Source organism: Tateyamaria sp. LSS28 (genome assembly GCF_059611725.1).
This window is the reverse complement of record NZ_JCAPFI010000002.1, coordinates 113,980-140,669: the sequence shown is the minus strand read 5'-3', so window position 1 is coordinate 140,669 and position 26,690 is coordinate 113,980. Positions and strand designations below refer to the sequence as shown.

Below are 26,690 nucleotides of genomic sequence, written 5' to 3'. Positions count from 1 at the left end.
GTCCGCCAAACCTTGGCTTATTGTGCCAGCCAAGCTTGGAATTTGGCGTCGATGTCGTCGCGGTAGTCCGCCCAGAACTCGTAGTTGTAGAGGAACGTGTTCTGCGCGTTGTTGGGATCGGTCGGCATGTGTGGTGCCATGTCGATGCCCAGTTCCGCGTGTTGACCAACCAGCGGTGCCGAGGACGCACGTGCAGGGCCGTACGAGATGTACTTGGCCTGATCCGCCAGACGCTGCGTGTCGGTTGCGAACTTGATGAAGTCACGTGCACGTGCTTCGCGCTCGGGGCTTAGGCCCGTTGGGATGATCCAACCATCAAGGTCGAATACCTGCGCGTCCCAGAGCATGCCGATGGGCTGCTTCTGCTCTTCGATGGCGGCAAACAGGCGACCGTTATAGGTCGAACCCATCACCACTTCGCCGTCAGCCAGCAGTTGGGGCGTGTCGGCACCGGCGGACCACCAGATCACGTCGTCCTTGATGGTTGCCAGCTTGTCGAGCGCCTGCTGCTGACCTTCTTCGGTCGCCAGCACGTCATAGACGTTATCCTTGGCCACACCGTCGCAGAGCAGTGCCCATTCCATGTTGTTGATCGGGCGCTTTTCCAGCGACCGCTTGCCAGGGTAGGCTTCAGTGTCGAAGACGGCGCAAACGCTTGTGGGCGCTGTATCGCCGACCAGGTCGGTACGATAGCCGAACGTGGTCGAATAGACGATCTGCGGGATGAAGCAGTCGCTGACCAACAAGTCACCGAAGTCGTCCGCAGCCGATGTGCCATCGGGGGCGGCTGCCAGATCTTCGTCTGGATCGATTTCCAGTGCCAGGCCTTCGTCGCATAGGCGGATCGCGTCTGCGGCCACGACGTCAACGACGTCCCATGTGACGCTGCCCGCTTCGTTCATGGCGCGCAGTTTCGCCACGGCTTCGGCCGAGCTTTCGTCCCACACGGCGCTGACGCCTTCGTTCATTTCCAGATACGGCGCGACATATGCGTTTTGCTGGCTGGACTGGTATGCACCGCCCCAGCTGACAAGAGTCATGTCGCTGGCCATGTGGCCGTCGGCGAATGCCGTGCCCGACGCCAGCGTCAAAGCAGTTGTGGCAAGTAGGGTCTTGGTGAGTTTCATGAACTTACTCCCATTGTTAACGCCCGTTTGAATTGTGCGAAGGCCGGACCACGGGCGTCGCCCTGGCCTTCTTCTCTTTGCTCAGGCGTCAAGCGCCCGGCAATCCTGTGGCAACCAACCGATGTCGATCTGAGTACCCGGTGTCAGGCGCACCTGATCGGGGGCGTTGCGTGTCTTGATGACAAAATCGTCGTTCCCTGCGACGCGCAAGCGCGTGCGGAAGATGTCACCCATGTAGATGAATTCCAGCACTTCGGCCTTCAGCGTATGCGCGTCAGGGCTGAGCCGTTCCTTGTTCATTTCGACGCGTTCAGGGCGAATGGAGACGCGGGTGCGTTGGCCCACTTGGGTGACATTGACGGGCTTGGCGTCAATGATCTCGCCATCGTCCAGCGTCACTTCGCACTGGTCGCCTGCGATCTTGCTGACGGTGCCCATGAGCGTGTTGTTTTCGCCGATGAACTGCGCGACGAAGCTGTTTTCGGGTTCTTCATAAAGTTGATCTGGCGGGGCCAGTTGTTGAATGCGCCCGTCGTCGAAGACGGCAACGCGGTCGGACATGGTCAACGCTTCGGTTTGGTCGTGGGTCACGTAAACGGTGGTGATTCCCAGATTGTGCGCCAACCGCGTGATTTCGAACTGCAGGGTTTCGCGTAGTTGCTTGTCGAGCGCACCGAGCGGTTCGTCCATCAGCACCAGCTCGGGTTCGAACACCAGCGCACGGGACAAAGCGATCCTCTGCTGCTGACCACCGGACAGTTGCGCGGGGCGCCGGCCTGCAAAGTCCTGCATCTGCACCATGCCAAGCGCGCGCATTATCTTTTCTTCGCGCTCGGATTTGCCAATCTTGCGCACCTCAAGCGGAAAGCTGAGATTTTCGGCCACCGTCATGTGCGGGAAGAGCGCATAATTCTGGAACACCATACCGATCCCACGCTTGTGCGGCGGGATGTTGTTGATCGGTTTGCCGCCCAACTTAATTTCGCCATGCGTGGCTGTCTCGAATCCGGCCAGCATCATCAGACAGGTCGTCTTGCCCGACCCTGACGGCCCAAGCATCGTCAGGAACTCGCCCTTGGGCATTGAGAGGTTGAGATCTTTGACGACGAGGATTTCGCCATCATAACTCTTCTGCACACGCTCGAATTCGACGAACGCGTGGTCGGTCGCAGTGTTGGCCAAATCTGGCTCCCCGTTCTTTTGGCGATCTTGTGTCGCCGCTTTGACGCAAACTAAACCGAGGTGGATGGCGCAATGCAACCAACTATGACGCAAAACAACGATTGGTAGCGCAATCCGGTCGGAATCACTGCACTGTTGTGCGTTTTTGGGCATTGTTCCTGTGACATCAAAACAGGGAATGGCTGGGAATCATGGAATATGCATTTGACATTGGGGAGTATCACGCGCGGTTGATGCAGGTCCGGACAGCCATGGCAAAGGCCAATCTGGATTGTCTGTTGATCACGGACCCGTCGAACATGGGATGGTTGACGGGTTATAATGGGTGGTCATTTTATGTGCATCAGGGTGTGATCGTGACCCATGATGCCGATCCGATCTGGTGGGGTCGTTTGCAGGACGTGGCGGGCGCGATGCGTACGACTTGGATGGGCGACGGTGGCGCGGTCGGATATGACGAACATTACATTCAAACCTCAACCCGGCACCCAATGGAAGACCTTGCTAGCCGTCTCTCTGGTCGTGTTGGAGTCGAGATGGACAACTACTATTTCTCTGCCAGAGCATATGCGGTGCTTGAAACCGCAGGGCTTGAGTTGGTTGATGCCACGTCGCTCGTGAACTGGTGTCGTGCTGTAAAATCGGATGCCGAGATTGCTTTCATGCGCAAGGCGGCACGCATTTCTGAAGCAGTAGTTGACGGTATGGCACAACGTATCGTTCCGGGCATCCCAAAGAATGAGGTGGTAGCGGAAGCATATCGGGATGCCATCCGGGGCGTCGACGGAGACTGGGGGGACTATCCAGCGATTGTGCCGCTTGTGCCATCGGGGGCAGATGCAGCCGCGCCACATCTCACATGGAATGGCGATCCGTTTCGGTCAGGAGAGGCGACAACACTCGAGATTGCAGGGTGTTACCGTCGATATCATGTGCCATTGTGTCGATCGGTGTTCCTTGGGCACCCACCGGACGAGATGAAGCGCGCCGAAGCCGCAGTGATTGAGGGGCTGGAGGCAGGAATTGATGCCGCCCGTGCAGGCAATCAGGCGCGGGACGTAGCGGCGGCTTTGAATGGAGCGCTGAAGAAGGTTGGGATCGAACGCACGGCGCGCTGCGGGTATCCCATTGGATTGAGCTATCCGCCCGATTGGGGCGAACGCACCATTTCATTCCGGGCAGAGGACGACACGGTGCTTGAGCCGAACATGACCTTTCACTTCATGCCAGGCCTGTGGATGGACGGCTGGGGCCTGGCCATCACAGAAAGCATTCGGATCACGGAAAGTGGACCCGCAGAATGTTTCTGCGATCGGCCAAGGGGCATGATTGTAAAGAACTAGGTGGTGGGCTTTAGCATGTCGCCGTCTACGAGTTGCGCATAGCACTCGTCCAACGCGGTTCGTGCCCGGCGACCCATCTCTGCAATCTCATCCGGTGAGATGATCAGGGGTGGTGAAATTACCATTCGGTCATAGACATGGCGCATCACCAGATTGTTTGCAAAGCACCGTTCGCGACACATGAACCCAGCAGTGCCAGCATCCATTGCGAACTTTGCGCGGCTATCCTTGTCCGGTGTGAGCGCGAGTGATCCCATCATGCCGGTGACCGTGGTTTCCCCAACCAGCGGATGGTCGGCCAGCCCATGCCACATCTGCTGCAGCGCAGGCATTGCGACATTGCGCACATGGTCGAGCACATTTTCTTCCTCGAGGATACGCAGGTTTTCAAGGGCGACCGCTGCGGCAACCGGATGACCGGAATAGGTGTAGCCGTGATTGAACTCGCCCGACCCGATCACTTCTGCCACTTCGTCACAGACCACCGACCCGCCGATGGGTTGGTAGCCCGAGCTAAGCCCCTTGGCGATCGTCATGATATGCGGCTTAATCCCCAAGGTTTGTGAGCCGAACCAGTTACCGGTCCGACCAAAACCGCAGATCACTTCGTCTGCAATCAACAGGATTTCGTATTTGTCGCAGATACGCTGTATTTCAGGCCAGTACGTGCTGGGCGGAATGATGACACCGCCCGCACCCTGGATGGGTTCAGCGATAAAAGCGGCAACCTTGTCTTCGCCATGTTCAAGAATTGCCGCTTCCAATTCTTGTGCCCGCGACAGACCAAAATCCTCAGGGCTCATATCGCCGCCTTCGGACCACCAGTTGGGCTGGTTGATGTGAACGATGCCGGGGATGGGCAGGCCGCCCTGTTCGTGCATCGCCGTCATGCCACCCAGCGATCCCGATCCGACGGACGAGCCGTGATAGGCATTCTTGCGGCTGATCACGATCTGCTTGTCAGATTTGCCCTTTATGGCCCAATAGGTGCGGACCATGCGCAGGTTGGTATCGTTTGCCTCGGACCCAGATCCTGCAAAGAAGACGTGGTTCAAATCGCCTGGAGCAAGTTCGGCAATCTTCTGGGCCAGCGCAATGGCGGGCACGTGGGTCGTTTGGAAGAAGGTGTTGTAATAGGGCAGTTCGCGCATCTGGCGGGCGGCGACATCTGCAAGTTCCGTACGGCCATAGCCGATGTTCACACACCAAAGGCCAGCCATCCCATCAAGAATTTCGTTCCCTTCGCTGTCGTGCAGGAACACGCCATTGGCCCGCGTGATGACCCGCGCGCCTTTTTCAGCCAACTCGCCCCCTGCGGTGAAAGGGTGCATGTGGTGCGCTGCGTCCAGTGCCTGAAGCTCGGACGTGGGCAGGTGGTTTGTGATGGCGGGCATGGAAACCTCGGGTGTTGAACAACGTGCCGAGAATATGGGCAGCGCGCCTGCCGTCAATCCGCCATCTGCAATCTTGCTGGACGCATGAAGCAAAAGTTGATTTCATAACCGCTGACCCGGGCTCACCGGGCGTGATACGGGGAGTACACCATGAAAACTACACTGCTGAGTTCTGTCGCAGCTTTTGCCCTGACGGGCGCTGCGCTTGCAGACGAAGTGCGCGTTTACAACTGGTCTGACTACATCGACGAAGACCTGCTGACGAAATTCGAAGAAGAGACCGGGCTTGATCTGGTTTATGATGTCTTCGACAGCAACGAGGTTTTGGAAACGAAGATGCTGGCCGGCTCTTCTGGCTATGACATCGTCGTGCCGTCGGGCACCTTCTTGCAGCGCCAGATTAGTGCAGGGGCATTCCAGAAACTGGATGCTTCCAAGCTGCCCAATGCCGAAAACCTGTGGGATGTGGTCGAAGCGCGGACTATGCAGTATGATCCAGACAACGCTTATTCCATCAACTACATGTGGGGCACCACCGGCATCGGTGTGAATGTTGGCAAGGTTCAGGAAATCCTGGGTGAAGATGCGCCGCTGGGATCGCTTGATTTGGTCTTTAAGCCCGAGAACATGGAAAAGCTGCAGGCTTGCGGCGTGCATTTCCTGGATGCACCGACCGAGATGGTTCCAGCGGCTCTGCAATACATCGGTGAAGACCCCGACAGCCACGATCCGGATGTTCTGGCCAAGGCCGAGCCAATCCTGATGGGTGTGCGTCCTTACGTCCAGAAATTCCACAACTCGGAATACATCAACGCGCTGGCGAATGGTGACATCTGCGTCGCCTTCGGTTGGTCCGGTGACATCCTGCAGGCACGTGATCGCGCTGCCGAAGCTGAGAACGGGGTTGAGGTAGCCTACAATGCGCCGAGCGAGGGTGCCCTGATGTGGTTTGACCAGATGGCAATCCCTGCCGACGCGCCGAATCCCGAGGGTGCGCATGCGTTCCTGAACTTCATTCTGGACGCGCAGAACATGGCGCAAGCTTCGAACTATGTGTACTACGCCAACGGCAACGCAGCCTCGCAAGAGTTTTTGGTTGAGGACGTGATTGGTGATCCGGCAATCTACCCGGACGAGGCGACGCTCGAGAACCTTTACACCACCACACCGTATCCGGCCCGCGTGCAGCGGACAGTCACGCGTATGTGGACCAAGATCAAGTCTGGCACTTAAGGCCGACTTCCGGGCGCGAGGCACCTCCTCGCGCCCATTTCCTTTTGAACGGAATTCCCCTTGGCAGAGACTGTTTTCGCCCCCTGGGACGACCCGAATGAGAAGCCGTTGATCCGGTTTCGCAATGTCACGAAACGCTTTGGTGATTTTATTGCCATCGATGATCTGACCCTCGACATCTTTGAACGTGAATTCTTTGCCCTGCTGGGCCCATCGGGCTGCGGCAAGACGACAATGATGCGGATGCTGGCGGGGTTCGAAAACCCGACGGACGGGTCCATTGAACTGGTGGGACAGGACATTGCCGGTGTGCCAGCTAACAAACGGGCCGTGAACATGATGTTCCAGTCCTATGCACTGTTTCCGCATCTTTCTGTGTGGGACAACATCGCGTTCGGCCTACGGCGCGAAAGCAATGACAAGGCGGCTATTGCGGCACGAGTCGAAGAGATGTTGAAGTTGACGCGGCTTGAAAAGTTTGCGCGTCGTAAACCGCATCAGATTTCAGGTGGGCAACGCCAGCGTGTGGCGCTCGCCCGGTCACTGGCGAAGGCGCCCAAACTGCTTTTGCTGGATGAACCGCTTGGTGCGCTTGATGCCAAACTGCGCGAGGCGACGCAGTTCGAGTTGATGGACATTCAGGAAAAGACGGGCACGACTTTCGTTATTGTCACCCACGATCAGGAAGAGGCGATGACCGTCGCCAGCCGCGTGGCCGTCATGGACGAGGGGCGCGTAATGCAGGTCGCAACGCCTGAGCGCATCTATGAAGCGCCGAACAGTGTCTATGTCGCGGATTTCATCGGGGATGTGAACATCCTCCGCGGTCAAGCCAAGCCGATTGAAAACGAAACCTACGAGGTCAACTGGGCCACACAACAGACACCGGTGGTCGCCGCAAGCACCCGCCCGTTTTCTGATGGTCAGGCATGCCATCTGGCAATCCGGCCCGAGAAGGTAGCGATCCACAGGGACAAACCTGAGGCCGACAATGCTGTGCAGGGCAAGGTTCTGGACATCGCCTATCTTGGGAACCTGTCCACGTATCACGTGGAGTTGCCCACGGGTGACATCATCAAGGCGCAGGTGGCCAACACGCGCCGCATCTCGCGCAGAGATTTCACGTGGGAAGACCCGGTCTGGGTGAGTTGGACCAAGACCGCCGGGGTGCTTTTGGCGAAATGAGGCGTGCGGTTCTCATAGCGGTTCCCTATGCGTGGCTTTTTGCGCTGTTCCTGATCCCGTTCGCGGTGGTCTTCAAAATATCATTGTCGGATATTGCGCTGGCCATTCCACCGTACACGCCCACCGCCAAAGACGGCATCTGGAATATGCTGTCGCAACTGGATTTCGAGAATTTCATCTTCCTGACCGAAGATGATTTATATTGGAAAGCCTATGTCAGCTCGCTTCAGATTGCGCTGATTTCGATGCTTTTGACGCTGCTGGTGGGCTATCCCATGGCCTATGCCATGGCCCGCGCACCAGAACAGTGGCGCCCAACCCTACTGATGCTGGTGATCCTTCCGTTTTGGACGTCGTTTCTGATTCGCGTCTATGCATGGGTCGGTATCTTGTCGGGCGAAGGTTTTTTGAACCAATTCCTGTTGTGGATTGGGATCATTGATGCGCCACTGACGATCCTGAACACCAACACTGCGGTCTATATCGGGATCGTTTATACGTATCTGCCTTTCATGATCCTGCCGATATATTCCGCGCTCGACCGTCTGGACGGATCGCTGATCGAGGCGGCTGAGGATTTGGGATGTTCGCGGATCAAGGCGTTCTGGCTGGTGACGATTCCACTTTCGCGCAACGGGATCATTGCAGGGTGTTTCCTGGTCTTTATTCCGGCGCTGGGCGAATTCGTGATCCCATCGCTTTTGGGTGGTTCGGGCACGTTGATGATCGGGAAGGTGCTGTTCGAAGAGTTCTTCTCAAACCGTGATTGGCCGGTGGCTTCTGCGGTTGCTGTGATCCTCCTGCTGATCCTGATCATACCCATCGTTCTGTTTCAGCGGAACGAACAGAAACAGGTGGAGGCCGAGGGATGAACCGGCTTTCGTCCTTCAATGTCGTGTCGCTGACGCTTGGGTTTGTGTTTCTGTACGTGCCGATGCTGATCCTCGTGATCTACAGTTTCAACGCGTCAAAGCTGGTCACGGTTTGGGCGGGGTTTTCGACCAAATGGTACGGTGAGCTGTTGTCGAACGACGCTTTTCTGGACGCGGCGTGGGTAACGCTCCGCGTTGCGGTCATCTCGTCGACCATTGCCACAGTTCTGGGCACGATGGCAGCGTATGTTCTTGTGCGCGGCGGACGATTTTGGGGGCGTACCCTGTTTTCTGGCATGATATATGCGCCGTTGGTGATGCCCGAGGTGATCACCGGTCTGTCGCTTCTTCTGCTGTTTATCGGGATTGGATTGGATCGGGGCGTTTTGACCATCGTTCTGGCGCATACAACGTTTTCGATGTGCTTTGTATCAGTCGTGGTGTCTTCGCGCTTGGTGAGTTTTGACAGATCGCTTGAGGAAGCAGCGCTTGATCTTGGGGCGTCACCTTGGGATGCCTTTCGCCTCGTGACATTGCCGATCATCGCGCCTGCCGTCATTTCTGGCTGGCTTCTGGCCTTCACGCTCAGCCTTGACGATCTGGTCATCGCTTCCTTCACATCAGGACCTTCAGCCACGACCCTCCCGATGAAGATATGGTCATCTGTCCGGCTTGGTGTCAGTCCTGAAATCAACGCCCTTAGCACCATTCTTATTGGATTGGTCACGGTCGGCGTAATCGCAGCATCGCTGGCATCAAAACAAGCGGCAGTGCGGGTAAAACGGGACGAACAGGCGGCTGCTCGCGCTACATGAGGCGCGTTTTTTCGCAATATGCCTATGCATCTGGACCAAGGGATGGATGCTGGTGGGATGAAACGACCGAAGCAACGGCGCGACCCGCGTTGTTGGGTGATGCCAAATATGACGTCGCCATTGTCGGGGCTGGCTTCACCGGTCTTTCTGCAGCGTTGCATCTTGCACGGCGTGGTGCGCGGGTTGTTGTTCTGGATGCAATCGCGGCCGGCTGGGGCGCGTCAGGGCGCAACGGTGGATTTTGCTGCCTGGGTGGCAGCATGCGTTCGGATGCGACATTGGATCAGCGATATGGTTATTCAGCGAGGCGGGCGTGGCGGACCACAGAGCGGGTTGCTGTTGAGCTGGTTGAACAGCTGATTGACGATCTGTCGATAGATGTGGATCGGCATTCGCACGGCGAAACATGTCTTGCCCACAGGCCCCGCGCCTTTGAAAATTTCGAAGGGGAAGCACGTGCCGCTTACGAAAACTATGGGGTCGAAGCCGACATTCTGCCTCCTTCAGATTTGGCCTCAGCTGGTTTGTCTGGCCCCTTTCACGGTGCGCTTACAATCCCGATTGGGTTTGGCTTGAACCCACGGAAGTTGCTTGATGGGTTGATAGATGCGTGTCTCGAGTTGGGTGTCGCGATCCACGATAACAGCCCGGCTCTGAGCATCACGTCCGGAGCAATCAAAACTCCGAACGGTGCCATCTGTGCTGAACAGATAGTCGTCGCAACCAATGGCTATTCGAGCGAAGACGTCCCAGCTTGGATGGCCGCACGCTACATGCCCGCTCAATCAACTGTTGTCGTAACGCGCCCGTTGACCGATGAAGACCTGCAGCGACAGGGATGGTCGAGCGATCAGATGGCGTATGATACGCGGCGCCTACTCCACTACTTCCGTTTGATGCCGGATCGGCGGTTTCTATTCGGAATGCGCGGTGGGTTGCTCTCGGGCCACAAGGCAGAAACAGCAGCGCGTTCTTCCGTGATGCGTCACTTTCATTCCATGTTCCCGGCGTGGTCTGATGTTGACATCACGCATGCGTGGTCGGGACTTGTCTGCTTGACGCGAGATCGCGTGCCGTTTGTAGGGGCAGTACCTGGAGTGTCAGGCGTGCTGGCCGGGTTTGCATATCACGGCAACGGCGTAGCAATGGGCACGTATGCTGGCCATGTTCTGGCGGCTCTAGCAAGCGGCAAACGTCCAGATCACTACCCGGATGTCATGTCTACTGCCGCCACGCGCTTCCCCTTTGGTCGCTTTCGTCGTCTCATCATGCCGAGTGTCTATACCGGGTTCAGAATAAGCGACGCGTTGCCCTAGGACGCTTCTCGCAGCCCCGTCACATTATTGGCATGTACCATGTATCCACTTTCAAGCACCAACAGGGTTGATCCATTTTCGATGCGCGCCTCGGTCACGCGATTGTAAGCCAGTGCTGGTTCTGTCAACAGAACCTCTCCATTTGCGACGCTTTCGACCTGGAAGGAGTACTCGCCATGTGGAAGAGCCGTTCCATCCGAGTCCAGGCCATCCCAGATATATGGTTCGGCGCTGACCGGTAGGCTGAGGCGGGTCACCTCGGTGCCCTGTTCGTTTGTTACTAACAGTGTCACAGCATCCGCAGCGACAGGCGGGTTGGGAGCAATGGTGATCGACGATCCTTCAAATTTGACCGGCCCTTGTACCAACGCTTCCATTCCGATCCAATTGGCTGCGCCAGACATGTCATTGGCACCCAGTGCAGCAAGCATTTCTTGCATTAGATCATTCGTCATGACCTGCTGTTCGACCATTGAGAATTGCGCCAGCTGTGCCGCGTATTCGGACGAATCGATGGGTTCAAGCGGATCCTGGTACTCAGCTTGCGCGGTAAGCATTTTGAGAAACACTTCAAAATCCGAGCTTAGTACACTGGAGGTCGCAGCGTTGCCGATTGCACTGTTGGTGGCCTGTGTGGGAGCAGGTGTTTGTGTGATATCCATTTTTAAAGCCTCATATCGATGCCAGTTGTCACCGCGTTCGAAACACGTGCGAGTGGAGTTGTCGTTTGGTGTGCAGCAAGAGGTTCGTCAGTCGTAGCTGAGTCATCGCTGCCTGTCTGTTCTTGCTGTTCGGCACTCTGTTGCCCTTGATCAAAAGCAAAGGATACATCCTCGAAACCCAGATCGTTCAGAGATTTGCCCAGATCGTCGATATTGCGCCGCATCAGATCCAGCGTTTCGCCACGATCGGCTGCAACGGTCACTGTGATACCGGTTTCGCTCGTTGACATTATCATTCGAACACGACCGAGTTCCGCCGGGTTGAGCGCAATTTCAATGGGTTTATCAGGCGCCCTTTTGAATGCTTCCGCGATGGTATTAGAGAGATGCTGAGGCAACTCTGCGCGTAGGGCTGGCGGTGTGGCCTTAGCAGTGTTCGGCGCGTTCATTGGGCGCGTTTCCCAAGACAGCTCATCAGCTTTGTCCGTGGGTTCGATCCCGATCGCAGACTGCTCCGACAGGTTTTGAACGATCGTGTTGACGGCTTGTGTCCGTTGAGTTCCCGTTGCGACGCTCTGAGGAACCAATGGGCTGCCATATGCGCCGGTTCCTGATGTATGTGAAGTTGCGGTATGCTGGTCTGAGAATCTTACAGTCGCGATGATCGGTTCATTGGATTTTTCTGGAAGCCCGTGCGGCGCCTGCATTTGTGTCGATCGCGTTGCCGCTACAAGTGACGAGGCGCCAGTTTGACTGCTTGCGACAGCCTGTGCGGTGAAGTTCACTTTCTCTGCTGACTTGATTCTGTCGGACGCACCGTCAAATTTTGGGACACGCGACAACTCAGTGTGAAGACTTTTTTTGTGCGATTTCAAAGGCTCAAGCCCATAGATTCTATTAATCGACATGCTCGTATTTGTCGGCGTCGATTCCGGAGATATCGCGTTTTGCTTTGTTTGTTGTTCTGTTCCGATCATCCCAGCTACGGTCGCCGGAACAACGGATTTGGTCCGACCCGATTTATTGTGCGCCTCGCTTTCAGCGTCCTTGGGATTGTCCACGGCCGCCGCATCAGATGCCAGGTTGGGTTGTGACAACCCCTGAATCATTGCCGATATAGGTGAAGCCTTTTTGGGTTGGTTAGAACGCGCACGGGGTTCTTCCCCTGACGTATTCCGAGTGTGTTGTGCAGAATTACCGTGTGTTGTACCGACATGAAGTGTTTGCCCTGGCTCGCCATGAAGCGTGGTGGATGTCTTGTGCGTGTCTTGCGCCTCGGTGTCCTGGTTGACTGGTGGCCCATCGCCCTCGCTCGAAAAGTCGGAGGAATGCAGCGCATCCAAATCAGGTTTCTCAGCTTGCAGCGCGGCTTCATCAGCAGCCTGAGCGATCATGTCGGGGATCGTCGGCTCGGTGGTCTCGTTTGCGTCTTCTCCCATCGCGAGCGCGAAAGAGGTGCCTGCCATATGTTCTAACGTTGGTTGGGTCGGCGCTGCCGGATCAGTCTTTGGGCTCGTACTGATGGTCTGGATGAGTTGCACGCATTTCTCCGGGATTCTTCCACGTTTCGCACACATTGGACCAGCCATAGTTACTGGTTCTTTACCGCTGATCAGCAAGGGTTGGGAAAATTCATCCAATTCTAAGGAACGCCAATGATCACAACCTCTATACACACTGGTTTGCCGTCATCTGCTGATCACCACGACACATCCTTGCGTGCGGCTGCCGCAAAACTTGAGGCAGCATTCCTTGCGGAAATGTTGAAGTCGGCAGGGCTTGGAGAAAGCCGTGACGCGTTCGGAGGCGGCGCGGGCGAAGATCAGTTTTCATCATTCCTCGTGCAAGCCCAAGCTGAAAAAATGGTCGAAGCAGGTGGCATAGGGCTGGCTGAGGCACTGTTTGAATCGCTTAAGGAGCGCAGCCATGAGACGGGATGAGTTTCAAATCGCAATAGACGAACTCGAGGACCTGCTTGATGCCGAGAGAACCGCTGTTCTGAACGGGAACATTGATGACGTTGGCCGATTGTTTGATCAAAAATCGCGTTTGCTTGAACAGCTTGGAGGTTGGGATGCAGCCAATGCCAAAGTATCGGCTGCGTTGCGGATCAAGCTCGAGCGGAACCAGAACCTTTTGGAATCGGCTGCAGATGGGGTGCGATCTGTAGCACGACGGTTGTCTGCGGTCAGACGTGTCCGTGAGTCGCTTGACACATATGACGCGCGGGGTCAGCGCACGTCTGTCAATCTAAAGTCCTGCGGCGCATTGGAAAAACGAGCTTGAGCAGGATTAGTTCAAATCCGCCCTTTTCGGATTTCCGACTTTAGGAATCCGTTAGGCAAATCACCGTCATGGTGATCGCGCACTTAGCAACAAGTGGCGCATTACCCCGCGAAGGGGTGTGCATTTGTCAGAACGGCAGTTTGGCCGTCCCATCGGGGGGCGGGACGTAAACCAGGGCGCAAAGCGCCGTGACAAAAGGAAATGCACATGTCGAGCATTCTTACGAACAACAGCGCAATGGTTGCGCTGCAGACCCTGAAGGGTATCAACAAAAACCTGGCGATGACGCAGAACGAGATTTCGACAGGTAAAACTGTCGCGTCTGCCAAAGACAACTCGTCCATTTGGGCGATTTCCAAAGTTATGGAATCGGACGTTGCTGGTTTCAACGCGATTTCGGACTCTCTGAGTGTTGGTGAGTCAACGGTTGCAGTTGCGTCTGCTGGGGCTGAGCAAATTGTAAACGTTCTTGAAGAGATGAAAGAACTGACTGTTTCGGGCAACAGTGAAACAGCTGACTACGCGAAAATCGAAGCCGACATGGCGGAGAAAGAAGCGCAAATTCTTTCCATCATCGGTGCGTCACAGTTCAATGGCGTAAATCTGTTGGCGACGGACACCGATGGTAATGGCGGAACTCAGCTCACCATTCTGTCGTCTTTGGACCGTGTTGGATCTGGCGCGCCGACAGCTTCGACTATTGACGTTGCAACTGTTGATTTCGAAGCCAACCTGGACATCGCCGGACGTACGGCTGTGACAGACCAGGCATCAGCCGCTACTGCGTTGGGTGAAATGGAAGCGTTCCTTCAAACCGCGATCAACGGAGCTGCTCAACTGGGCGCTTCTGCGAAACGGGTCGAAGATCAGAATACTTTTGTTAGCAAACTTACGGACGCGATGAAATCTGGTATCGGCGCGCTTGTCGACGCGGATATGGAAGAAGCATCTGCGCGTTTGCAAGCCCTGCAAACTCAGCAGCAGTTGGGTGTGCAATCGCTTTCGATCGCCAACCAGGCACCGCAGACAATCCTGTCGTTGTTCCGGTAATCAGGCAAGCCGGGGCGTTGACGTTCATCGCCCCGGCATTCTTCTGACATGAACCTCTGAAAGGCGATGGTGTGAATGCAACCCTCCAGGCCATGCGTGGCTATACTGAACATGCAGTATCAACCAAAAACGGACGACGGGCGGAATATGAAATCATAGCCCGTGTAACCCAAGGTTTGCGCGACACGGCCATTAAGGCCAAATCAGACTTCCCCAGTTACGCGCATGCATTGCACGACAATCAAAGGCTGTGGACGGCACTTGTCGTTGATGTTGTGGATAAAGAAAATCCGCTGCCAGAAGATCTAAAAGCGCGGATCATCTACTTGGCCGAATTTACACGCCATCACACCAAGAAAATATTGCGCGAAAAGGCATCAGTGTTGCCTTTACTCGAAATAAATATGGCTGTTTTGCGTGGTCTAAAAGTGGAAGGACCTTCAAAATGAGTGGTCTCATTCTAAAGCTTGGTCCGAAAGAGCGCATACTGATCAATGGAGCGGTCATTGAAAATGGCGATCGTAGAAGCCGGTTGGCAATTGTTTCTTCTGATGCGAACATTTTGCGTTTGCGTGACGCGATCCACCCGCAAGACGCGACAACTCCAGTTCGGCGTGTGTGCTACGCTGTTCAGCTCGTTTTATCAGGTGACAGTGACAAGACCGACTCGCGTCAATGGTTGTTGCGCAGCATCGAGGAGTTGAGCCAGATATTTATCGACTCTGACAGCCGCAAACATCTCGATATCGCGTCGCACGCTCTTGTACACGATGATCACTACAAGTGCCTTAAGGCACTGCGCGCCCTTCTACCCCGTGAAGAGCGTCTGTTGGCAGCGAACCACTAACCATGTACCAGCCAGTTTTGATTTCTTCCGGTTTGGCCGGGTGGCAGTTTCTACAACGAACGTATGATCAGCAGCTTTCTGTATTCAGCCAGTCAACGGAGCTGAAACGAGATACTGATCACTTTGCGGAAAAAATCGCATCCGTCGGTACGGCAGAAGAATTGGTATCAGATCGTCAGTTGTTGACCGTGGCAATGGGTGCCTTTGGCTTGTCAGACGACATAAACAATACTTTCTTTATTCAAAAAATGTTGAGCGATGGCACCACTGCAGATGACGCATTGGCAAATCGCTTTTCGGATAGTCGCTACAGAGACTTTTCGGAGGCTTTTGGCTTTGGCCCCGGAGAGATCAGGGGCGCGTTAAAGCCAGGCTTTGTTGATGACATAATTGCGAAGTTCCAGGCCAATAGTTTCGAAGTCGAAACCGGCAACCAAGATGAGTCGATGCGTATCGCGCTTTATGCTGAGCGGACGCTTCCAGACGTAGTTCAGGGCTCTGGAACCGATGCAGCGAAGTGGTTCAGCATCATGGGACAACCGCCTCTAAGAACTCTTTTTGAGACCGCGTTGGGGTTGCCCCAAGCTTTTGGGCAAATTGATATCGACCAGCAATTATCTGTGTTTCAAGACAGGTCCGAACGAGTGTTGGGTGTCAGTGATCCTGCAGATTTTGCCGACCCGGAAACACTCGATCGCTTGGTCACAACATATCTAGCACGTTCGCAGTTGGGCCAAATCGGAAGCGGAGCGTCTGGCGCGTCAATTGCCCTTACTCTATTGAGCTCCTGAGCCTATTCGATCATTCGCTGCGTGCACGTACTTTTGGAATTATTGATGCGGCAGTCGAACTTGTGAAGGTCGTCAGTCATACAATGGTCAAGCACAGCAATTAACGGGACGCACTGCGGTTGTTGGTGCTACCGCCGCGGCGCAACGCCAGCTTCAGTTGATCGAAACTATGTGCACATCCTTCGCTGTGAACCAATGTCATCGCCTTGTCTAGATGGGGCCATGCCTGCAGTGCTCCATCTATTTCGGCATCCGCTCCCTGTGTGTAGAGCCCGGCGCTGATCATCATTTGGTTTTGCGTGTAGACGCTCATGAGCTTTCGGACCTGTGCGATTGTCTCGTTCTCCGCTCTTGAAGCTGCCGCTGGTAGGCTTCGCGAAACAGATTGTAGAACGTCGATAGCTGGAAAGTGCCCCCGCTCTGCAATTCCTCGATCCAGTACCACATGCCCATCCAGTACGCCGCGCAGAATATCAGCTATTGGTTCATCCATATCAGAACCAGCAACCAGTACGCTGAACACCGCAGTTATGTCGCCCTGATCTGGTCCGCCTGGGCCAGCACGTTCGCACAGTGACATGATTAGATGCGAGGTGGAGGCAGGGAAACCGCGCAACACTGGCGCTTCACCCGCAGCAACCGCAACCTCGCGATGTGCCTCTGCAAAACGAGTGACCGAATCAGCCAGCAATAGAACGGATTTTCCCTCATCGCGGAAATGCTCCGCAACAGCCATAGCAGTCCAAGCGCATCGGCGTCTGAGCAAAGGGGACTGATCGGATGTCGCTGCAACTACAACTGAGCGCGCCAATCCCTCGGGCCCAAGGACATCATCAACAAACTGGCGTACTTCGCGGCCCCTCTCACCGATCATGGCGATTACGACAACATCTGCCGACATGCGTTGGGCCAATCGCCCCATCAGGCTCGACTTTCCTACACCGGAACCGGCAAACAAACCTATACGCTGCCCGCGAACAATCGGCAGCATTGTGTCGAATACAACATGTCCCGTTTCCAATCGGGGTCCAAGCGCACGCCGAGATGCTGCAGCCGGGGGCTCATTCTTTAGCGCACGCGGTGCCAATCCTCGGCTAACAGGTTTTCCATCAAGCGGGTTGCCATCCGGATCAAGAATGCGACCGAGCCAACTTTCATTTGGTGCAATCTTGCTTTGGGTATCGATAGTCACACGGTCGCCGAGTGCGATGCCCTCAAAGGGACCGTCTGGCATAACAGTTACAGCTGCTTGTGATAGTTGCACGACCTCCGCCGAAAGGGGTTCATCCGACTGACGCGAGACCAACACGCGATCCCCAATCTTTGCACGTTCATTCAAGCCTGACACGGTAAGGACACTTCCGTGTGCCGCACTAATCCGGCCAATTGGATACATGACCTGAATGTCTGCGAGTTGGGCTTTCAACATTTGCAATCGCACGGCTTGGCGCATCGGATCCTCCTGATGTTTGCACACAGTTTCTTAGGGAATCAGAGTTAAGCGTTGATTGAAATTGCACGAGGGAGAAGCCCCGATGTTTCAAAATCTGGCCGTTTTTGAGTCAGCACAAGCGATGGCGATACATGCCGGTCAAAGGCAGGCGGTGATTGCGCAAAATGTCGCAAACGCCGATACGCCTGGCTACGTTGCACGTGACCTTCCAAGTTTCACGGATATCTATGGACCGGGCGAAGGTTCTGCTTTTTCGCAGCGCGCCACGCGGCATTCTCATATGAACGGCAGTCCATCAAACACTGCCGAAGCAACGACAGAACAAGATAAGTCGTTCGCCTCACCAGATGGAAACACCGTTTCGCTAGAAACTGAAATGCTGCGCGCGACCGAAGCAAAGCGGCAACATGACAGATCTCTGGCTATCTACAAATCGGCTCTCAACATTCTGCGTTCTAGCTTGGGACGCCAATAAGGAACTTCCAATGAGCGAATTTGCAAAATCTCTCTCGGTGTCCGCCAGCGGTCTAAAGGCTCAGGCATCTCGTTTGCGTCACTTGTCTGAAAATATCTCGAACTCGGACACACCAGGCTATAGGCGCAAGACCATACCGTTTCGGACAGAGTTCGATGCCGGCCAAGGCGTTGCCAATGTCGAGGTAGGGCGTATGTCGCTCGATGATCGTCCGCTTGCGCGTATTTATGATCCGGGACATCCGATGGCAGATGAAACGGGCCACTATGAAGGGTCGAATGTAGACCTGTTGATCGAGTTGGCCGACGCGCGCGAAGCACAGCGCAGCTACGAGGCAAATCTGAAGATATTCGAACAAACGCGGCAAATGTCGTCCAGCTTGATGCAACTACTGCGCCGCTGAATGCGCGCAGCTTGAAGGAGATCCAGAATGGAAATCGCAGCACTATCGGCAGCTCAGAACTATACGGCACTTCGACCGGCGACGCAGCCTGGTCAAGGCACCGGCGGCAGTGTTTTCGGCAAGGTGACCATGGACTTTGCGCAGACACTTGCACAAGGCGAGCAGGTCGCAAAGAACGCAATGATCGGCCAGGCAGATCCACATGCGCTGGTGCAGGCCCTTGCCCAAACCGAGCTTGCTGTTGAAACAGCTGTCACCGTACGAAACAAGGTTGTCGAGGCCTATCAAGAAATCCTGAGGATGCCTGTCTGACATGTTGAATGAAGTCATCTTCTTCGACACATTGCGTCAGGGTCTGTGGATTGCCGTTTTGGTTTCTATGCCGATACTAACGGTCGCCTTGGTGGCCGGGGTATCCATTGGTTTGGTGCAGGCACTCACATCCATTCAGGAAATGACACTCACATTTGTACCCAAGCTCGCAGCAATTGTGGTCGTCTTTTGGTTGTCGATGGGTTTCATGACCCACACCCTAGTTTCCTTTTTTCAAAGTCGGATTATCCCGCTGATTGTCGGAGGTTGATATGGACAACACCGGTTACATAACGCTTACACGCCAGTCCGGGTTGATGCGTGAAATGCAGATCGTTGCAAACAACATCGCAAACAGTGCAACCACCGGATACCGCCAAGAAGGTTTGGTCTTTTCAGAGTATGTGCAAGGCATGCGAGGCGGACCATCCCTATCGATGGGCCACGGCAATGTCCGAGAAACATCTTTCGTTCAGGGTACATTGACCCAAACTGGTGGAACTTACGATTTCGCGATTGAGGGCGATGGTTTCTTTCTGATCCAGACACCCGAAGGTGAGCGTGTTACCCGGGCTGGCAGTTTCTCTCCGAATGGACAAGGCGATTTGGTTACGCCTGATGGTCACGCGGTTCTGGACGCTGGCGGCGCCCCAGTATTTGTTCCCCCGGGGGTAAGGGGGCTGTCGGTGTCTCCCGACGGATCGATCAGCGCAGATGGAGCATTCGTAGGTCAGATCGGCCTTGTTGAACCCGTAGATCGGACAACGCTCATCCGCGAGGGGGGTGTTATGTTCAGCTCTGACGCGGGGTTCGAACCATCAGATACCGCGCGAATTTTGCAAGGTTTTGTCGAGGAATCCAACGTCGATCCGATAGGTCAACTTGCAAGGATGATCGAAATCCAGCGGGCTTATGAGATGGGTCAAGACTTTCTCAATTCTGAAGATGAACGGGTCCGTCGTGCGATGGATGCCATGTTGAAATCCAACTAAGGAGACTTCAATGCGCGCTCTCAAAATCGCTGCGACGGGTATGTTGGCCCAGCAAATGCGGGTGGAAACAATATCCAACAACCTCGCGAACATGAGCACGACGGGGTACAATGCGCGACGCGCTGAGTTTGCCGATTTGCACTATCAACAGATGACACGGCCGGGTGCAATCAACGCATCAGATGGAACGGTTTTGCCAACGGGTGTCCAGCTGGGATTGGGGGTTCGCCCAGCTGCAGTGTCAGTGCATTTGGCACAGGGTTCGCTTGCTGCAACCGGCGGTGATCTTGACTTGGCCATCGATGGTAATGGTTATTTCGAAGTTACATTGCCCTCGGGACAAACAGCGTACACTCGCGACGGTGCACTCAAACGAACTGGCGAAGGACTTATCGTAACGTCTGATGGCTATGCCGTAGCGCCTGAAATTGTGGTTCCTGAGGATGCGCGCAGCATCTCGATCAACGGTGATGGCGAAGTCTATGCCTATTTCGCGGATGCGGCCGCAGGGCAGCTAATTGGCCAATTTGATTTGACTGGGTTTTCCAATCCAAAGGGATTGGAGGCCCTTGGCAGCAACCTGTTTGCCGAAACGGATGCCTCTGGTCCGCCAGTTGTCACGACGCCGGGCCTTGATGGTCTCGGGACATTGCGCCAGGGCTATCTGGAAGAAAGCTCAGTGGATGCGGTTCGCGAGATTACAGATTTGATTGCTGCGCAACGCGGATACGAGATGAACTCAAAAGTAATCTCAGCCGCCGATCAAATGATGGGTGCGATGACGCAAATCCGATGAAGCAAGCGCTGATCATAACTTGCCTGATTGCTACCTCAGTTTCGGCCGACACAGTTGTACCGACCAGAACCTTGCGGCCCGGAACATTGATCACCGCAGCGGATCTAACAATTCGCGACGAGGTGCAAGCTGGGATGTTCGAGTACATGGCTGATGTCATCGGACAAGAAGCAAGAACAGCGCTCTATGCCGGTCGACCAATTCCGTTCGAAGCAATCGGTGCGCCGGCTGTAGTAGACCGAAATCAAATTGTGCCGTTGTTTTTCAATGCCGGCGGTTTGTCGATTGCAACCGAGGGACGTGCTTTGGAGCGTGGCGGCGTCGGTGATCGCGTGCGCGTTATGAACTTGACCTCCCGTTCCACTTTGTTCGGTTTTGTTCAAGAAGACGGCTCAGTGAAAGTGACTCGATGAACTTGTTACCCATCAGAAATATAAAGAAAACATGCGCCACGGTTGCTTTGTGCGGTCTAATGTCTGCATGTGGACGCGGTGACCACCTTGGCAAGCCGCCAAGCTTCTCGAACCCGTTGGAAACACGCGAGCACTCGGCAATGGTATCGGCCAGCCTGCCGCTTACGGTGGATGAGGTTGGCCCCACGGATCGCGCTTCACTTTGGAGCGGACAACGATCTTCGTTGTTGGGTGACCGACGCGCTGTTCAGCAGGGCGACATCATGACAGTTGTGATTGAAATTGACGAGCGAGCTGAAATCTCAAATGAGACGGATCGGTCTCGCAGCGGTACTGAAAGCCTGCAAGTGCCGCAGTTGGGCGGACTGCCTCAGAGGTTGGACGAAAAGTTGCCAGAAGGGGCGTCGTCTTCTGATCTTGTCTCGATCACCTCCAAGTCCGGATCGAGTGGTGATGGGTCCGTCAAACGCAAGGAGAAGTTGACGTTGCGCGTGGCAGCGACTGTCGTTGATGTTCTGCCGAACGGAGTCTTGTCAATTTCAGGTTCCCAGGAATTGCGTGTCAATTTCGAGATGCGTGAACTTCTTGTATCCGGTTACGTTCGCCCGGAAGACATCTCGCGCAAAAATGAAATCACCTATGACAAGATCGCGCAAGCACGTGTGTCCTATGGTGGCCGCGGTCAGATCACTGATGTCCAGCAACCCAGGATTGGTCAGCAGGTCCTCGACGCAGTTCTGCCATTTTAGGAGTGATCAGCGTGAAAAAGCTACTCCCATTGATTTTTCTTGCAGTTGGAGCGGGTGCCGGTGTGGGTGCCGGTGTCTTTTTGAGACCGGTTCCTGAACCTGCTGAAACCGTGGATATGGAAAAGCCTGCCAAGTCGTCAGATTCTGCTCATAAGACCGAAGATTTGACGGATCGTGAATACGTCAAGATGAACAACCAATTTGTTGTGCCGGTTCTGCGAGATGGCGCAGTGCATGCTTTGGTGGTGATGTCACTTAGTCTTGAAGTACCTGCCGGGCAAAAGGATGCAATCTATTCCCATGAGCCAAAGCTAAGAGATTCCTTCCTTCAAGTTTTGTTTGATCATGCGAATGTTGGCGGATTTGACGGCGCTTTCACGGACGCCAACAACTTGGCAGTCATACGCGGTGCATTGCGTGAAGTCGCAATTAAAGACATCGGTGATCAGGTCTCAGATGTACTCATTGTTGAGATTGCTCGTCAGGATTACTGAAAACTGACCTAGTTAACGATGTCTCTATGGCTTCGTTCAATGCATGGGTTTTGCGCAGCCGCTGCCTATCGAGCTGTTGTTTCTCTGACAGCGCGTCAGTGACCAACTTTTTCCCATTTGCCTTCCGGTGTTGCGCGACAAGCTCTTCCTTTTGTGCGAGCACCTGGGCCAGTTCAATGTTCAACCTTCGCCGGCTGTTTTCTAACCATTTCAGCCAAATGATATCTGCACCTATGGCACGCAGTTCTGAATCTGAAGCAGGCTGGCAGTGGGTCTCTTGTGCGAGACCTTGAAGTCTTGCCAGTTCCGACCGCAGAGATGCCTCCCGCGCCCTGAGTTTTGAAACAGCCTGCTCGCTGTGCTGAAACTTTAAATCTGATATCTGTTTGAGGCGGAACCAGTTCATTGTCACAGACCGTCGCGCACGTGCTGGCGCATCTTGTCGGCGAAGCGTATTGCTGCGGCGACAGCTACATAGTGGTCTGGATGAATTTCATCTCCAATAGATGTAACCGCATGCAAGGTGCGCGCTGTTGGTGGGTCACTATGTATTGGAACGCCATTGCTTTGAGCAATTTCCCGAATGCGAAATGCAATCTCGTCAACACCCTTTGCAACACAGACGGGCGCCGTTCCGCTTTCGCGCGACCACTTCAATACGACTGCGTAGTGTGTCGGGTTGACGATAACCACATCGGCCTGTGGCACATCTGCCATCATTTGCTGCGTTGCAATGGCTTGGGCACGTGTGCGCCGCTCTTGTTTCAGATGCGGATCGCCCTCAGAGTTCTTGGTTTCATCCATGATCTCCTTTCTCGACATCCGATTTTTGCGAATATGCTCATGGTGCTGCCAAACGGCATCGATCCCACCCAAAGCTGTTGAAATAAGAACAACCAGGAACAAAAAAGCCACGCAGACTTCTCCTAGAAGAGACGCGACCAAGCCGGGCGAAGTTTGTATTGCACTCACCATGTCTGGCAACCGCGTGTTGAGAAACATGGCCAGGCACCCTGAATAGAGGAGTAGCTTTACAAAGCTCTTGCCAAATTCAAAGAACCCGCTTCGACCGAATTTTTGTTTAGCGTTCTGTATCAATGATATCCGAGACAGCTTTGGTTGCAGTTTCGTTGGTGCGACAACAAATGCACGTTGGGCAAGTATTGCACCCAAGACCGCGAGTCCCGGTACAACAAAGATAGGCATAAGCGCGACGGATGCACTTAACAGAATGCCCCCGATCACCGCAGATTGCCCACCGCTGAACAGAACGGTGGCGAAGTCTTCGGATTGATCCAATATGACCTGCATGCTGCTACCGAATGACGTCACACTCTGTGCGCCGACCGCAACAAGAGCCAATGTGAGCCCGGCATATGCTGCTGCGGTTTGCAGGTCAGTTGATTTCGCAACCTCACCTTTCTTTCGCGCTTCGAGCAACTTCTGCGGCGTCGGGTCGAACGGCTTGTCGTTGGCATCATCTTGATTGCTCATCTGCGTACCTCCAACGGAGATGCCATGAATTGATCAAGAGCCGATAGCCAAACAGACAGCATTATGGGTGCTGCCAGAAAGAGCAGGAACAGACCACCCAGTGTAATGAGGGGTGCGCCGACAAAAGCAACCATGAGTTGCGGCATGGCCTTGTTAATTACGCCGAGCGCGAGGTTATACAAAACAGACATTATGACGAAAGGCGTTGCCAGCAAGAAGGCAAGTTCGAACGCGTATGCGATCTGTGACAGCCCCCAATCCGCAACATCATTCGGCGATAGAAACAGCCCCATCGGCAGGAAAACGTAAGAATGAATGAGCAACTGCGCCGCCTTAACGTGCAGGCCAGCCATCACGGCAAGCGCGACAGCTCCAATTGTGAGTACGTGTCCCATGGCCGGCAGCGGTTCAATCGCGGCGCCGCCCATGATTTGGGATAGGGACGTAGATTGGGCCGCAATTGCGCCAGCGGTTTGCAGGGCCAGTATGAAGAGGCGAACACCAAGTCCAATGATTCCCCCGGACAATGTCTCGGTCATGGATAGAAGCATAAGGTTCTCGATCGTAAACGCTGGCGGCTCTTGCGGAACAGCGGGTGCGATGATCAACGTGAACGCAACGACGAGGACTAGCTTAATGCGGGCAGGAACCGACTGTTCGCCAAACCCTGGCAGCAAAGCAACTGTAGCACCCACTCTTAGCAGCACTACAAAGCCGACCCAAAGCTGAGTCTGTAGCAGTGAGATAGCTTCGGCTGCAGCGATCATGCGGCAACAACACCGACAAGTGCTGGGCGCGCATCCAATCCTATTTCTTCGAACGACAGAACGGGGTTGTTGATACCCTTGGCGCGCATCATCGTCTTCAAGAACCTGCGCCGACGGGTGTTTGTCACAACCGCGGGGAAGATGCCTTGGTCGCCGGCATCTTGCAGTTTTTCAGATACGTTTTCCGCCAGTCGATTAAAAAGTTCAGGCGGCAGCGCAATGTCCAGCCCTCGATCTGCATCTACTTGGTAGTTGGAGAATGTATCCTCCCATTCTGGAGCTAGTTGAACAAGTGGAAGGGTCCCGTCATCCCGCCGAATGCCCGATACAATCTGAAAGCCCAGGCGTTGGCGAACGTGCTCACAAATCGCCTCCGGCTGGGCATTGAGCGCGCGCGCTTCAGAAACGGCTTCTAAGATCAAAGGCAGGTTTCGGATCGATACTTGTTCGTCCAGCAGAAGTCGCAATACGGCGTGCAAGATGTCCATAGGCACTTTGTCTGGAATCAGAGCGTCGAGCATCTTGCGATTGGCTTCTGCTCTGGCCGGGTCCGACACAGCTTTCATCTCTTCCAGCAAGCGCCGTATGGACTTCAGAGTCAGCAAACGGCTGAAGTTTTGTTTGATAACCTCAAGAAGATGCGTTGCCAGGATTTCGGTCGGTGTGACCAGAGTAACACCAGCTATGGCAGCAACTTCCTGGTCCTCAGTCGCGATCCAGCGGGCAGGAGCCCCATATACTGGTTCTGTGGTGTCTTCCCCTTGCGGAACATCGTGGGATGTTTCGAGAGCCAAAGCCAAGACTTTTGTTGGCTTTATTGTGCCGCTCGCTTGTTCGACACCCTGAATCCTGAGGACATATCCGCCCGTCGGAAGTCCCGCGTTATCTGTCAACCGGATTTCGGGAAGAATGACTCCAAATACAGTTGCAACATGCACGCGCATGTTCGCAATTCGAGCATCCAATCCAGTGCCTGGATCAAGCACCATGTTGACAAGGTCCGGAGCAAATTCGACGTGAATGTCGTCCAGTTCCAATACGTCGCCCAGGGTTCTTTCAGGAATTAGGTTTGCAGAGTCTTCAGGCTCCGGTGTGATTAGCTCGGCTGCTCTTGTTTTGCGTTTGATCAAGAATGCAGCGGCAGCGAGGGCTCCCGCTCCGGCAACAAATGGTAGGATTGGCAAGCCGGGCACAAGACCGAGCAAAGCCATCAGCACAGCGACGGTCGTCAATGCGGCGGGATGTCGGCCTAGCTGGCCAAAGACGGCCAGGTCGGTTGCACCTTTTGCTCCTCCTCTGGCCAATAGTAGCGCGGACGCAATCGAAATCACGACGGCAGGAATCTGGGAAACAAGGCCATCCCCAACAGTCAGAATGGCATAGGTCTCAAATGCATGGCCAAGTGGCATTCCATGCACCGCGACACCCATCACAAGTCCAGCGACCAAGTTCAGAAGTGTGATCAACAAACCTGCAACGGCATCGCCTTTAACAAATTTGGAGGCACCATCTAGAGATCCAAAGAAGGTGGTCTCTGCCTGTTCAAGTTCGCGCCGTGCTTTTGCTTCCTGGTGGTCGATGGCCCCCGCCGACATATCGCTGTCGATGGCAAGCTGCTTGCCGGGCATACCATCCAGTGCGAAACGCGCTCCAACTTCCGCCATGCGGGTTGCGCCCTTGGTTATCACCATGAAGTTGACGATTAGCAAAACGCAGAAAACAACCAGACCAAGAAAAACACTTCCGCCCATAATGAATTGCGCAAAGCCTTCGATAACTTCGCCTGCAGCATGTGTGCCCGTGTGTCCTTGACCGATTATCAACTTGGTTGATGAAACATTCAGGGATAGCCGAAGCATAAGGGACGCCAAAAGGATTGTGGGAAAAGATGAGAAATCCAATGGGCGCTCAATAAAAAGCGTGATCGTAAAAATCAGAATTGCAAGTGCGAAAGAGGTGGCCAAACCGATATCCAGAACCCAGGCTGGCATGGGTAAGATCATCATGACGATAATTGCCATAAGTGCGACTGCTAGCAAAACGGTCGGGTTGAAAGCGGACGATACTGAAGTCTTCATCCTATCAAAAACTCTCTGTTTTTCTATTTTTTATTATCATTTCGCTTCCTAGGTATTGCGGTACGAAAAGGAATTACTATCACTCGAGATGAGCTCAAAAGCTTCACTAAAAGGAAAGTGAGTGAAGTGTTTCGTCTAACGCCAATGTTTGTCCTCAACAC

31 protein-coding genes are annotated in these 26,690 nt (G+C 54.5%); 21 read left to right on the top strand and 10 right to left on the bottom strand.

Going from position 1 to position 26,690, the window contains the following annotated elements:
• Window positions 1-17: 17 nt before the first annotated feature.
• Together AC53L6_RS05360 and AC53L6_RS05355 are read right to left on the bottom strand one after the other, a co-directional pair.
• A complete protein-coding gene (locus AC53L6_RS05360; RefSeq protein WP_299204116.1) occupies window positions 18-1,127 on the bottom strand; it encodes an extracellular solute-binding protein in 1,110 nt (369 codons plus the stop codon).
• Between the two features lie 81 nt (window positions 1,128-1,208).
• Window positions 1,209-2,309 carry an ABC transporter ATP-binding protein gene (locus tag AC53L6_RS05355; RefSeq protein WP_299774284.1) on the bottom strand — a complete coding sequence of 367 codons (1,101 nt, stop codon included), beginning with the start codon at window positions 2,307-2,309 and terminating at the stop codon, window positions 1,209-1,211.
• Between the two features lie 191 nt (window positions 2,310-2,500).
• Here AC53L6_RS05355 and AC53L6_RS05350 point away from each other — a divergent pair, with 191 nt between their 5' ends.
• Entirely contained in the window at window positions 2,501-3,652 is a 1,152-nt protein-coding gene (locus AC53L6_RS05350) for a M24 family metallopeptidase (protein ID WP_496907072.1), read from the top strand.
• Here AC53L6_RS05350 and AC53L6_RS05345 read toward each other — a convergent pair.
• The gene (locus AC53L6_RS05345; protein ID WP_496907071.1) at window positions 3,649-5,046 is read right to left on the bottom strand and encodes an aspartate aminotransferase family protein; all 1,398 of its coding nucleotides are present in this window, start codon (window positions 5,044-5,046) and stop codon (window positions 3,649-3,651) included. The genes AC53L6_RS05350 and AC53L6_RS05345 overlap by 4 nt on opposite strands.
• Window positions 5,047-5,196: 150 nt before the next feature.
• Between AC53L6_RS05345 and AC53L6_RS05340 the strand changes: the two genes are divergently transcribed.
• Genes AC53L6_RS05340 through AC53L6_RS05320 form a run of 5 tightly spaced genes read left to right on the top strand, consistent with a single transcriptional unit; the run spans window position 5,197 to window position 10,467 of the window.
• A complete protein-coding gene (locus AC53L6_RS05340) occupies window positions 5,197-6,279 on the top strand; it encodes a polyamine ABC transporter substrate-binding protein (RefSeq protein WP_496907070.1) in 1,083 nt (360 codons plus the stop codon).
• 60 nt (window positions 6,280-6,339) lie between these two features.
• A complete protein-coding gene (locus AC53L6_RS05335) occupies window positions 6,340-7,464 on the top strand; it encodes an ABC transporter ATP-binding protein (RefSeq protein WP_496907069.1) in 1,125 nt (374 codons plus the stop codon).
• Complete coding sequence (locus AC53L6_RS05330; RefSeq protein ID WP_299204134.1) at window positions 7,461-8,336, top strand: ABC transporter permease subunit; 876 nt, start codon at window positions 7,461-7,463, stop codon at window positions 8,334-8,336. Before AC53L6_RS05335 ends, AC53L6_RS05330 begins: the two co-directional genes overlap by 4 nt.
• Window positions 8,333-9,151, top strand: a complete 819-nt coding sequence (locus tag AC53L6_RS05325; RefSeq protein ID WP_496907068.1) for an ABC transporter permease — start codon at window positions 8,333-8,335, stop codon at window positions 9,149-9,151. The genes AC53L6_RS05330 and AC53L6_RS05325 overlap by 4 nt, the downstream gene beginning before the upstream one ends.
• Entirely contained in the window at window positions 9,148-10,467 is a 1,320-nt protein-coding gene (locus AC53L6_RS05320; protein ID WP_496907067.1) for an NAD(P)/FAD-dependent oxidoreductase, read from the top strand. The genes AC53L6_RS05325 and AC53L6_RS05320 overlap by 4 nt, the downstream gene beginning before the upstream one ends.
• Here AC53L6_RS05320 and AC53L6_RS05315 read toward each other — a convergent pair.
• Both AC53L6_RS05315 and AC53L6_RS05310 read right to left on the bottom strand, forming a co-directional pair.
• Window positions 10,464-11,129: a flagellar hook capping FlgD N-terminal domain-containing protein gene (locus AC53L6_RS05315; protein ID WP_299601416.1), complete on the bottom strand. Its 666-nt coding sequence runs from the start codon at window positions 11,127-11,129 to the stop codon at window positions 10,464-10,466. The two genes, AC53L6_RS05320 and AC53L6_RS05315, sit on opposite strands and share 4 nt — an antisense overlap.
• Before the next feature lie 2 nt (window positions 11,130-11,131).
• Complete coding sequence (locus AC53L6_RS05310) at window positions 11,132-12,670, bottom strand: flagellar hook-length control protein FliK (protein WP_496907066.1); 1,539 nt, start codon at window positions 12,668-12,670, stop codon at window positions 11,132-11,134.
• Window positions 12,671-12,784: 114 nt separating this feature from the next.
• On the opposite strand from AC53L6_RS05310, the gene AC53L6_RS05305 reads away from it, so the two are divergent.
• The 6 genes from AC53L6_RS05305 (at window position 12,785) to AC53L6_RS05280 (ending at window position 16,103) form a co-directional block, all read left to right on the top strand.
• Entirely contained in the window at window positions 12,785-13,069 is a 285-nt protein-coding gene (locus tag AC53L6_RS05305; RefSeq protein WP_299204148.1) for a rod-binding protein, read from the top strand.
• Entirely contained in the window at window positions 13,056-13,415 is a 360-nt protein-coding gene (locus AC53L6_RS05300; RefSeq protein WP_496907065.1) for a flagellar biosynthesis protein FlgN, read from the top strand. The genes AC53L6_RS05305 and AC53L6_RS05300 overlap by 14 nt, the downstream gene beginning before the upstream one ends.
• Window positions 13,416-13,622: 207 nt before the next feature.
• On the top strand, window positions 13,623-14,465 hold the full coding sequence (locus AC53L6_RS05295; protein WP_299204379.1) for a flagellin N-terminal helical domain-containing protein: 843 nt from the start codon (window positions 13,623-13,625) through the stop codon (window positions 14,463-14,465).
• Between the two features lie 92 nt (window positions 14,466-14,557).
• Window positions 14,558-14,914: a flagellar biosynthesis regulator FlaF gene (flaF, locus tag AC53L6_RS05290; protein WP_299774301.1), complete on the top strand. Its 357-nt coding sequence runs from the start codon at window positions 14,558-14,560 to the stop codon at window positions 14,912-14,914.
• Window positions 14,911-15,312 carry a flagellar biosynthesis repressor FlbT gene (gene flbT / locus AC53L6_RS05285; RefSeq protein WP_299204157.1) on the top strand — a complete coding sequence of 134 codons (402 nt, stop codon included), beginning with the start codon at window positions 14,911-14,913 and terminating at the stop codon, window positions 15,310-15,312. The genes flaF and flbT overlap by 4 nt, the downstream gene beginning before the upstream one ends.
• A 2-nt stretch (window positions 15,313-15,314) precedes the next feature.
• A complete protein-coding gene (locus AC53L6_RS05280; protein ID WP_299601407.1) occupies window positions 15,315-16,103 on the top strand; it encodes a DUF1217 domain-containing protein in 789 nt (262 codons plus the stop codon).
• Window positions 16,104-16,203: 100 nt separating this feature from the next.
• Here the strand turns inward: AC53L6_RS05280 and AC53L6_RS05275 are convergent, their stop codons facing one another.
• The gene (locus tag AC53L6_RS05275; protein WP_366870288.1) at window positions 16,204-17,532 is read right to left on the bottom strand and encodes a FliI/YscN family ATPase; all 1,329 of its coding nucleotides are present in this window, start codon (window positions 17,530-17,532) and stop codon (window positions 16,204-16,206) included.
• A 106-nt stretch (window positions 17,533-17,638) separates the two neighbouring features.
• On the opposite strand from AC53L6_RS05275, the gene AC53L6_RS05270 reads away from it, so the two are divergent.
• From AC53L6_RS05270 to AC53L6_RS05230, 9 genes are read left to right on the top strand one after another with little or no spacing between them, the layout of a single operon-like run.
• Window positions 17,639-18,031, top strand: coding sequence for a FlgB family protein (locus AC53L6_RS05270; RefSeq protein WP_299204165.1), 393 nt, complete (start codon window positions 17,639-17,641; stop codon window positions 18,029-18,031).
• Between the two features lie 10 nt (window positions 18,032-18,041).
• Window positions 18,042-18,434 (top strand): flagellar basal body rod protein FlgC, encoded by a 393-nt coding sequence (gene flgC / locus AC53L6_RS05265; protein WP_299204168.1) that lies wholly within the window; start codon window positions 18,042-18,044, stop codon window positions 18,432-18,434.
• Between the two features lie 27 nt (window positions 18,435-18,461).
• Entirely contained in the window at window positions 18,462-18,746 is a 285-nt protein-coding gene (gene fliE / locus AC53L6_RS05260; RefSeq protein WP_496907064.1) for a flagellar hook-basal body complex protein FliE, read from the top strand.
• 1 nt (window position 18,747) lies between these two features.
• Window positions 18,748-19,017 carry a flagellar biosynthetic protein FliQ gene (locus tag AC53L6_RS05255; protein ID WP_299204174.1) on the top strand — a complete coding sequence of 90 codons (270 nt, stop codon included), beginning with the start codon at window positions 18,748-18,750 and terminating at the stop codon, window positions 19,015-19,017.
• Window position 19,018: 1 nt separating this feature from the next.
• Window positions 19,019-19,738 (top strand): flagellar hook-basal body complex protein, encoded by a 720-nt coding sequence (locus AC53L6_RS05250; protein ID WP_299204177.1) that lies wholly within the window; start codon window positions 19,019-19,021, stop codon window positions 19,736-19,738.
• A 10-nt stretch (window positions 19,739-19,748) separates the two neighbouring features.
• The gene (flgG, locus tag AC53L6_RS05245; RefSeq protein ID WP_299204180.1) at window positions 19,749-20,534 is read left to right on the top strand and encodes a flagellar basal-body rod protein FlgG; all 786 of its coding nucleotides are present in this window, start codon (window positions 19,749-19,751) and stop codon (window positions 20,532-20,534) included.
• The gene (flgA, locus tag AC53L6_RS05240) at window positions 20,531-20,947 is read left to right on the top strand and encodes a flagellar basal body P-ring formation chaperone FlgA (RefSeq protein ID WP_299704930.1); all 417 of its coding nucleotides are present in this window, start codon (window positions 20,531-20,533) and stop codon (window positions 20,945-20,947) included. The genes flgG and flgA overlap by 4 nt, the downstream gene beginning before the upstream one ends.
• Window positions 20,944-21,696, top strand: coding sequence for a flagellar basal body L-ring protein FlgH (gene flgH / locus AC53L6_RS05235; protein ID WP_496907063.1), 753 nt, complete (start codon window positions 20,944-20,946; stop codon window positions 21,694-21,696). The genes flgA and flgH overlap by 4 nt, the downstream gene beginning before the upstream one ends.
• 11 nt (window positions 21,697-21,707) lie before the next feature.
• Entirely contained in the window at window positions 21,708-22,190 is a 483-nt protein-coding gene (locus AC53L6_RS05230) for a flagellar basal body-associated FliL family protein (protein WP_496907062.1), read from the top strand.
• Here AC53L6_RS05230 and AC53L6_RS05225 read toward each other — a convergent pair.
• Genes AC53L6_RS05225 through flhA form a run of 4 tightly spaced genes read right to left on the bottom strand, consistent with a single transcriptional unit; the run spans window position 22,159 to window position 26,529 of the window.
• Window positions 22,159-22,596 (bottom strand): hypothetical protein, encoded by a 438-nt coding sequence (locus AC53L6_RS05225; RefSeq protein WP_496907061.1) that lies wholly within the window; start codon window positions 22,594-22,596, stop codon window positions 22,159-22,161. The two genes, AC53L6_RS05230 and AC53L6_RS05225, sit on opposite strands and share 32 nt — an antisense overlap.
• 2 nt (window positions 22,597-22,598) lie before the next feature.
• Window positions 22,599-23,684: a flagellar type III secretion system protein FlhB gene (gene flhB / locus AC53L6_RS05220; protein WP_496907060.1), complete on the bottom strand. Its 1,086-nt coding sequence runs from the start codon at window positions 23,682-23,684 to the stop codon at window positions 22,599-22,601.
• A complete protein-coding gene (locus AC53L6_RS05215; protein WP_299204198.1) occupies window positions 23,681-24,451 on the bottom strand; it encodes a flagellar biosynthetic protein FliR in 771 nt (256 codons plus the stop codon). The genes flhB and AC53L6_RS05215 overlap by 4 nt, the downstream gene beginning before the upstream one ends.
• Window positions 24,448-26,529: a flagellar biosynthesis protein FlhA gene (flhA, locus tag AC53L6_RS05210; RefSeq protein WP_299204201.1), complete on the bottom strand. Its 2,082-nt coding sequence runs from the start codon at window positions 26,527-26,529 to the stop codon at window positions 24,448-24,450. The genes AC53L6_RS05215 and flhA overlap by 4 nt, the downstream gene beginning before the upstream one ends.
• Window positions 26,530-26,690 lie beyond the last annotated feature (161 nt).

Excerpts from the sequence above, each read along its gene's own strand:
- flgC (WP_299204168.1), top strand. The coding sequence starts at position 18,042 with ATGAGCGAATTTGCAAAATCTCTCTCGGTGTCCGCCAGCGGTCTAAAG.
- flaF (WP_299774301.1), top strand. The coding sequence starts at position 14,558 with ATGCGTGGCTATACTGAACATGCAGTATCAACCAAAAACGGACGACGG.
- AC53L6_RS05345 (WP_496907071.1), bottom strand. The coding sequence starts at position 5,046 with ATGCCCGCCATCACAAACCACCTGCCCACGTCCGAGCTTCAGGCACTG.
- AC53L6_RS05320 (WP_496907067.1), top strand. The coding sequence starts at position 9,148 with ATGAGGCGCGTTTTTTCGCAATATGCCTATGCATCTGGACCAAGGGAT.
- fliE (WP_496907064.1), top strand. The coding sequence starts at position 18,462 with ATGGAAATCGCAGCACTATCGGCAGCTCAGAACTATACGGCACTTCGA.
- flhA (WP_299204201.1), bottom strand. The coding sequence starts at position 26,529 with ATGAAGACTTCAGTATCGTCCGCTTTCAACCCGACCGTTTTGCTAGCA.
- AC53L6_RS05305 (WP_299204148.1), top strand. The coding sequence starts at position 12,785 with ATGATCACAACCTCTATACACACTGGTTTGCCGTCATCTGCTGATCAC.
- flbT (WP_299204157.1), top strand. The coding sequence starts at position 14,911 with ATGAGTGGTCTCATTCTAAAGCTTGGTCCGAAAGAGCGCATACTGATC.
- AC53L6_RS05340 (WP_496907070.1), top strand. The coding sequence starts at position 5,197 with ATGAAAACTACACTGCTGAGTTCTGTCGCAGCTTTTGCCCTGACGGGC.
- AC53L6_RS05360 (WP_299204116.1), bottom strand. The coding sequence starts at position 1,127 with ATGAAACTCACCAAGACCCTACTTGCCACAACTGCTTTGACGCTGGCG.
- AC53L6_RS05300 (WP_496907065.1), top strand. The coding sequence starts at position 13,056 with ATGAGACGGGATGAGTTTCAAATCGCAATAGACGAACTCGAGGACCTG.
- flgA (WP_299704930.1), top strand. The coding sequence starts at position 20,531 with ATGAAGCAAGCGCTGATCATAACTTGCCTGATTGCTACCTCAGTTTCG.
- AC53L6_RS05250 (WP_299204177.1), top strand. The coding sequence starts at position 19,019 with ATGGACAACACCGGTTACATAACGCTTACACGCCAGTCCGGGTTGATG.
- AC53L6_RS05215 (WP_299204198.1), bottom strand. The coding sequence starts at position 24,451 with ATGATCGCTGCAGCCGAAGCTATCTCACTGCTACAGACTCAGCTTTGG.
- flhB (WP_496907060.1), bottom strand. The coding sequence starts at position 23,684 with ATGAGCAATCAAGATGATGCCAACGACAAGCCGTTCGACCCGACGCCG.
- AC53L6_RS05330 (WP_299204134.1), top strand. The coding sequence starts at position 7,461 with ATGAGGCGTGCGGTTCTCATAGCGGTTCCCTATGCGTGGCTTTTTGCG.
- AC53L6_RS05225 (WP_496907061.1), bottom strand. The coding sequence starts at position 22,596 with ATGAACTGGTTCCGCCTCAAACAGATATCAGATTTAAAGTTTCAGCAC.
- AC53L6_RS05270 (WP_299204165.1), top strand. The coding sequence starts at position 17,639 with ATGTTTCAAAATCTGGCCGTTTTTGAGTCAGCACAAGCGATGGCGATA.
- AC53L6_RS05315 (WP_299601416.1), bottom strand. The coding sequence starts at position 11,129 with ATGGATATCACACAAACACCTGCTCCCACACAGGCCACCAACAGTGCA.
- AC53L6_RS05255 (WP_299204174.1), top strand. The coding sequence starts at position 18,748 with ATGTTGAATGAAGTCATCTTCTTCGACACATTGCGTCAGGGTCTGTGG.
- flgG (WP_299204180.1), top strand. The coding sequence starts at position 19,749 with ATGCGCGCTCTCAAAATCGCTGCGACGGGTATGTTGGCCCAGCAAATG.
- AC53L6_RS05295 (WP_299204379.1), top strand. The coding sequence starts at position 13,623 with ATGTCGAGCATTCTTACGAACAACAGCGCAATGGTTGCGCTGCAGACC.
- AC53L6_RS05275 (WP_366870288.1), bottom strand. The coding sequence starts at position 17,532 with ATGTTGAAAGCCCAACTCGCAGACATTCAGGTCATGTATCCAATTGGC.
- AC53L6_RS05325 (WP_496907068.1), top strand. The coding sequence starts at position 8,333 with ATGAACCGGCTTTCGTCCTTCAATGTCGTGTCGCTGACGCTTGGGTTT.
- AC53L6_RS05280 (WP_299601407.1), top strand. The coding sequence starts at position 15,315 with ATGTACCAGCCAGTTTTGATTTCTTCCGGTTTGGCCGGGTGGCAGTTT.
- AC53L6_RS05350 (WP_496907072.1), top strand. The coding sequence starts at position 2,501 with ATGGAATATGCATTTGACATTGGGGAGTATCACGCGCGGTTGATGCAG.
- flgH (WP_496907063.1), top strand. The coding sequence starts at position 20,944 with ATGAACTTGTTACCCATCAGAAATATAAAGAAAACATGCGCCACGGTT.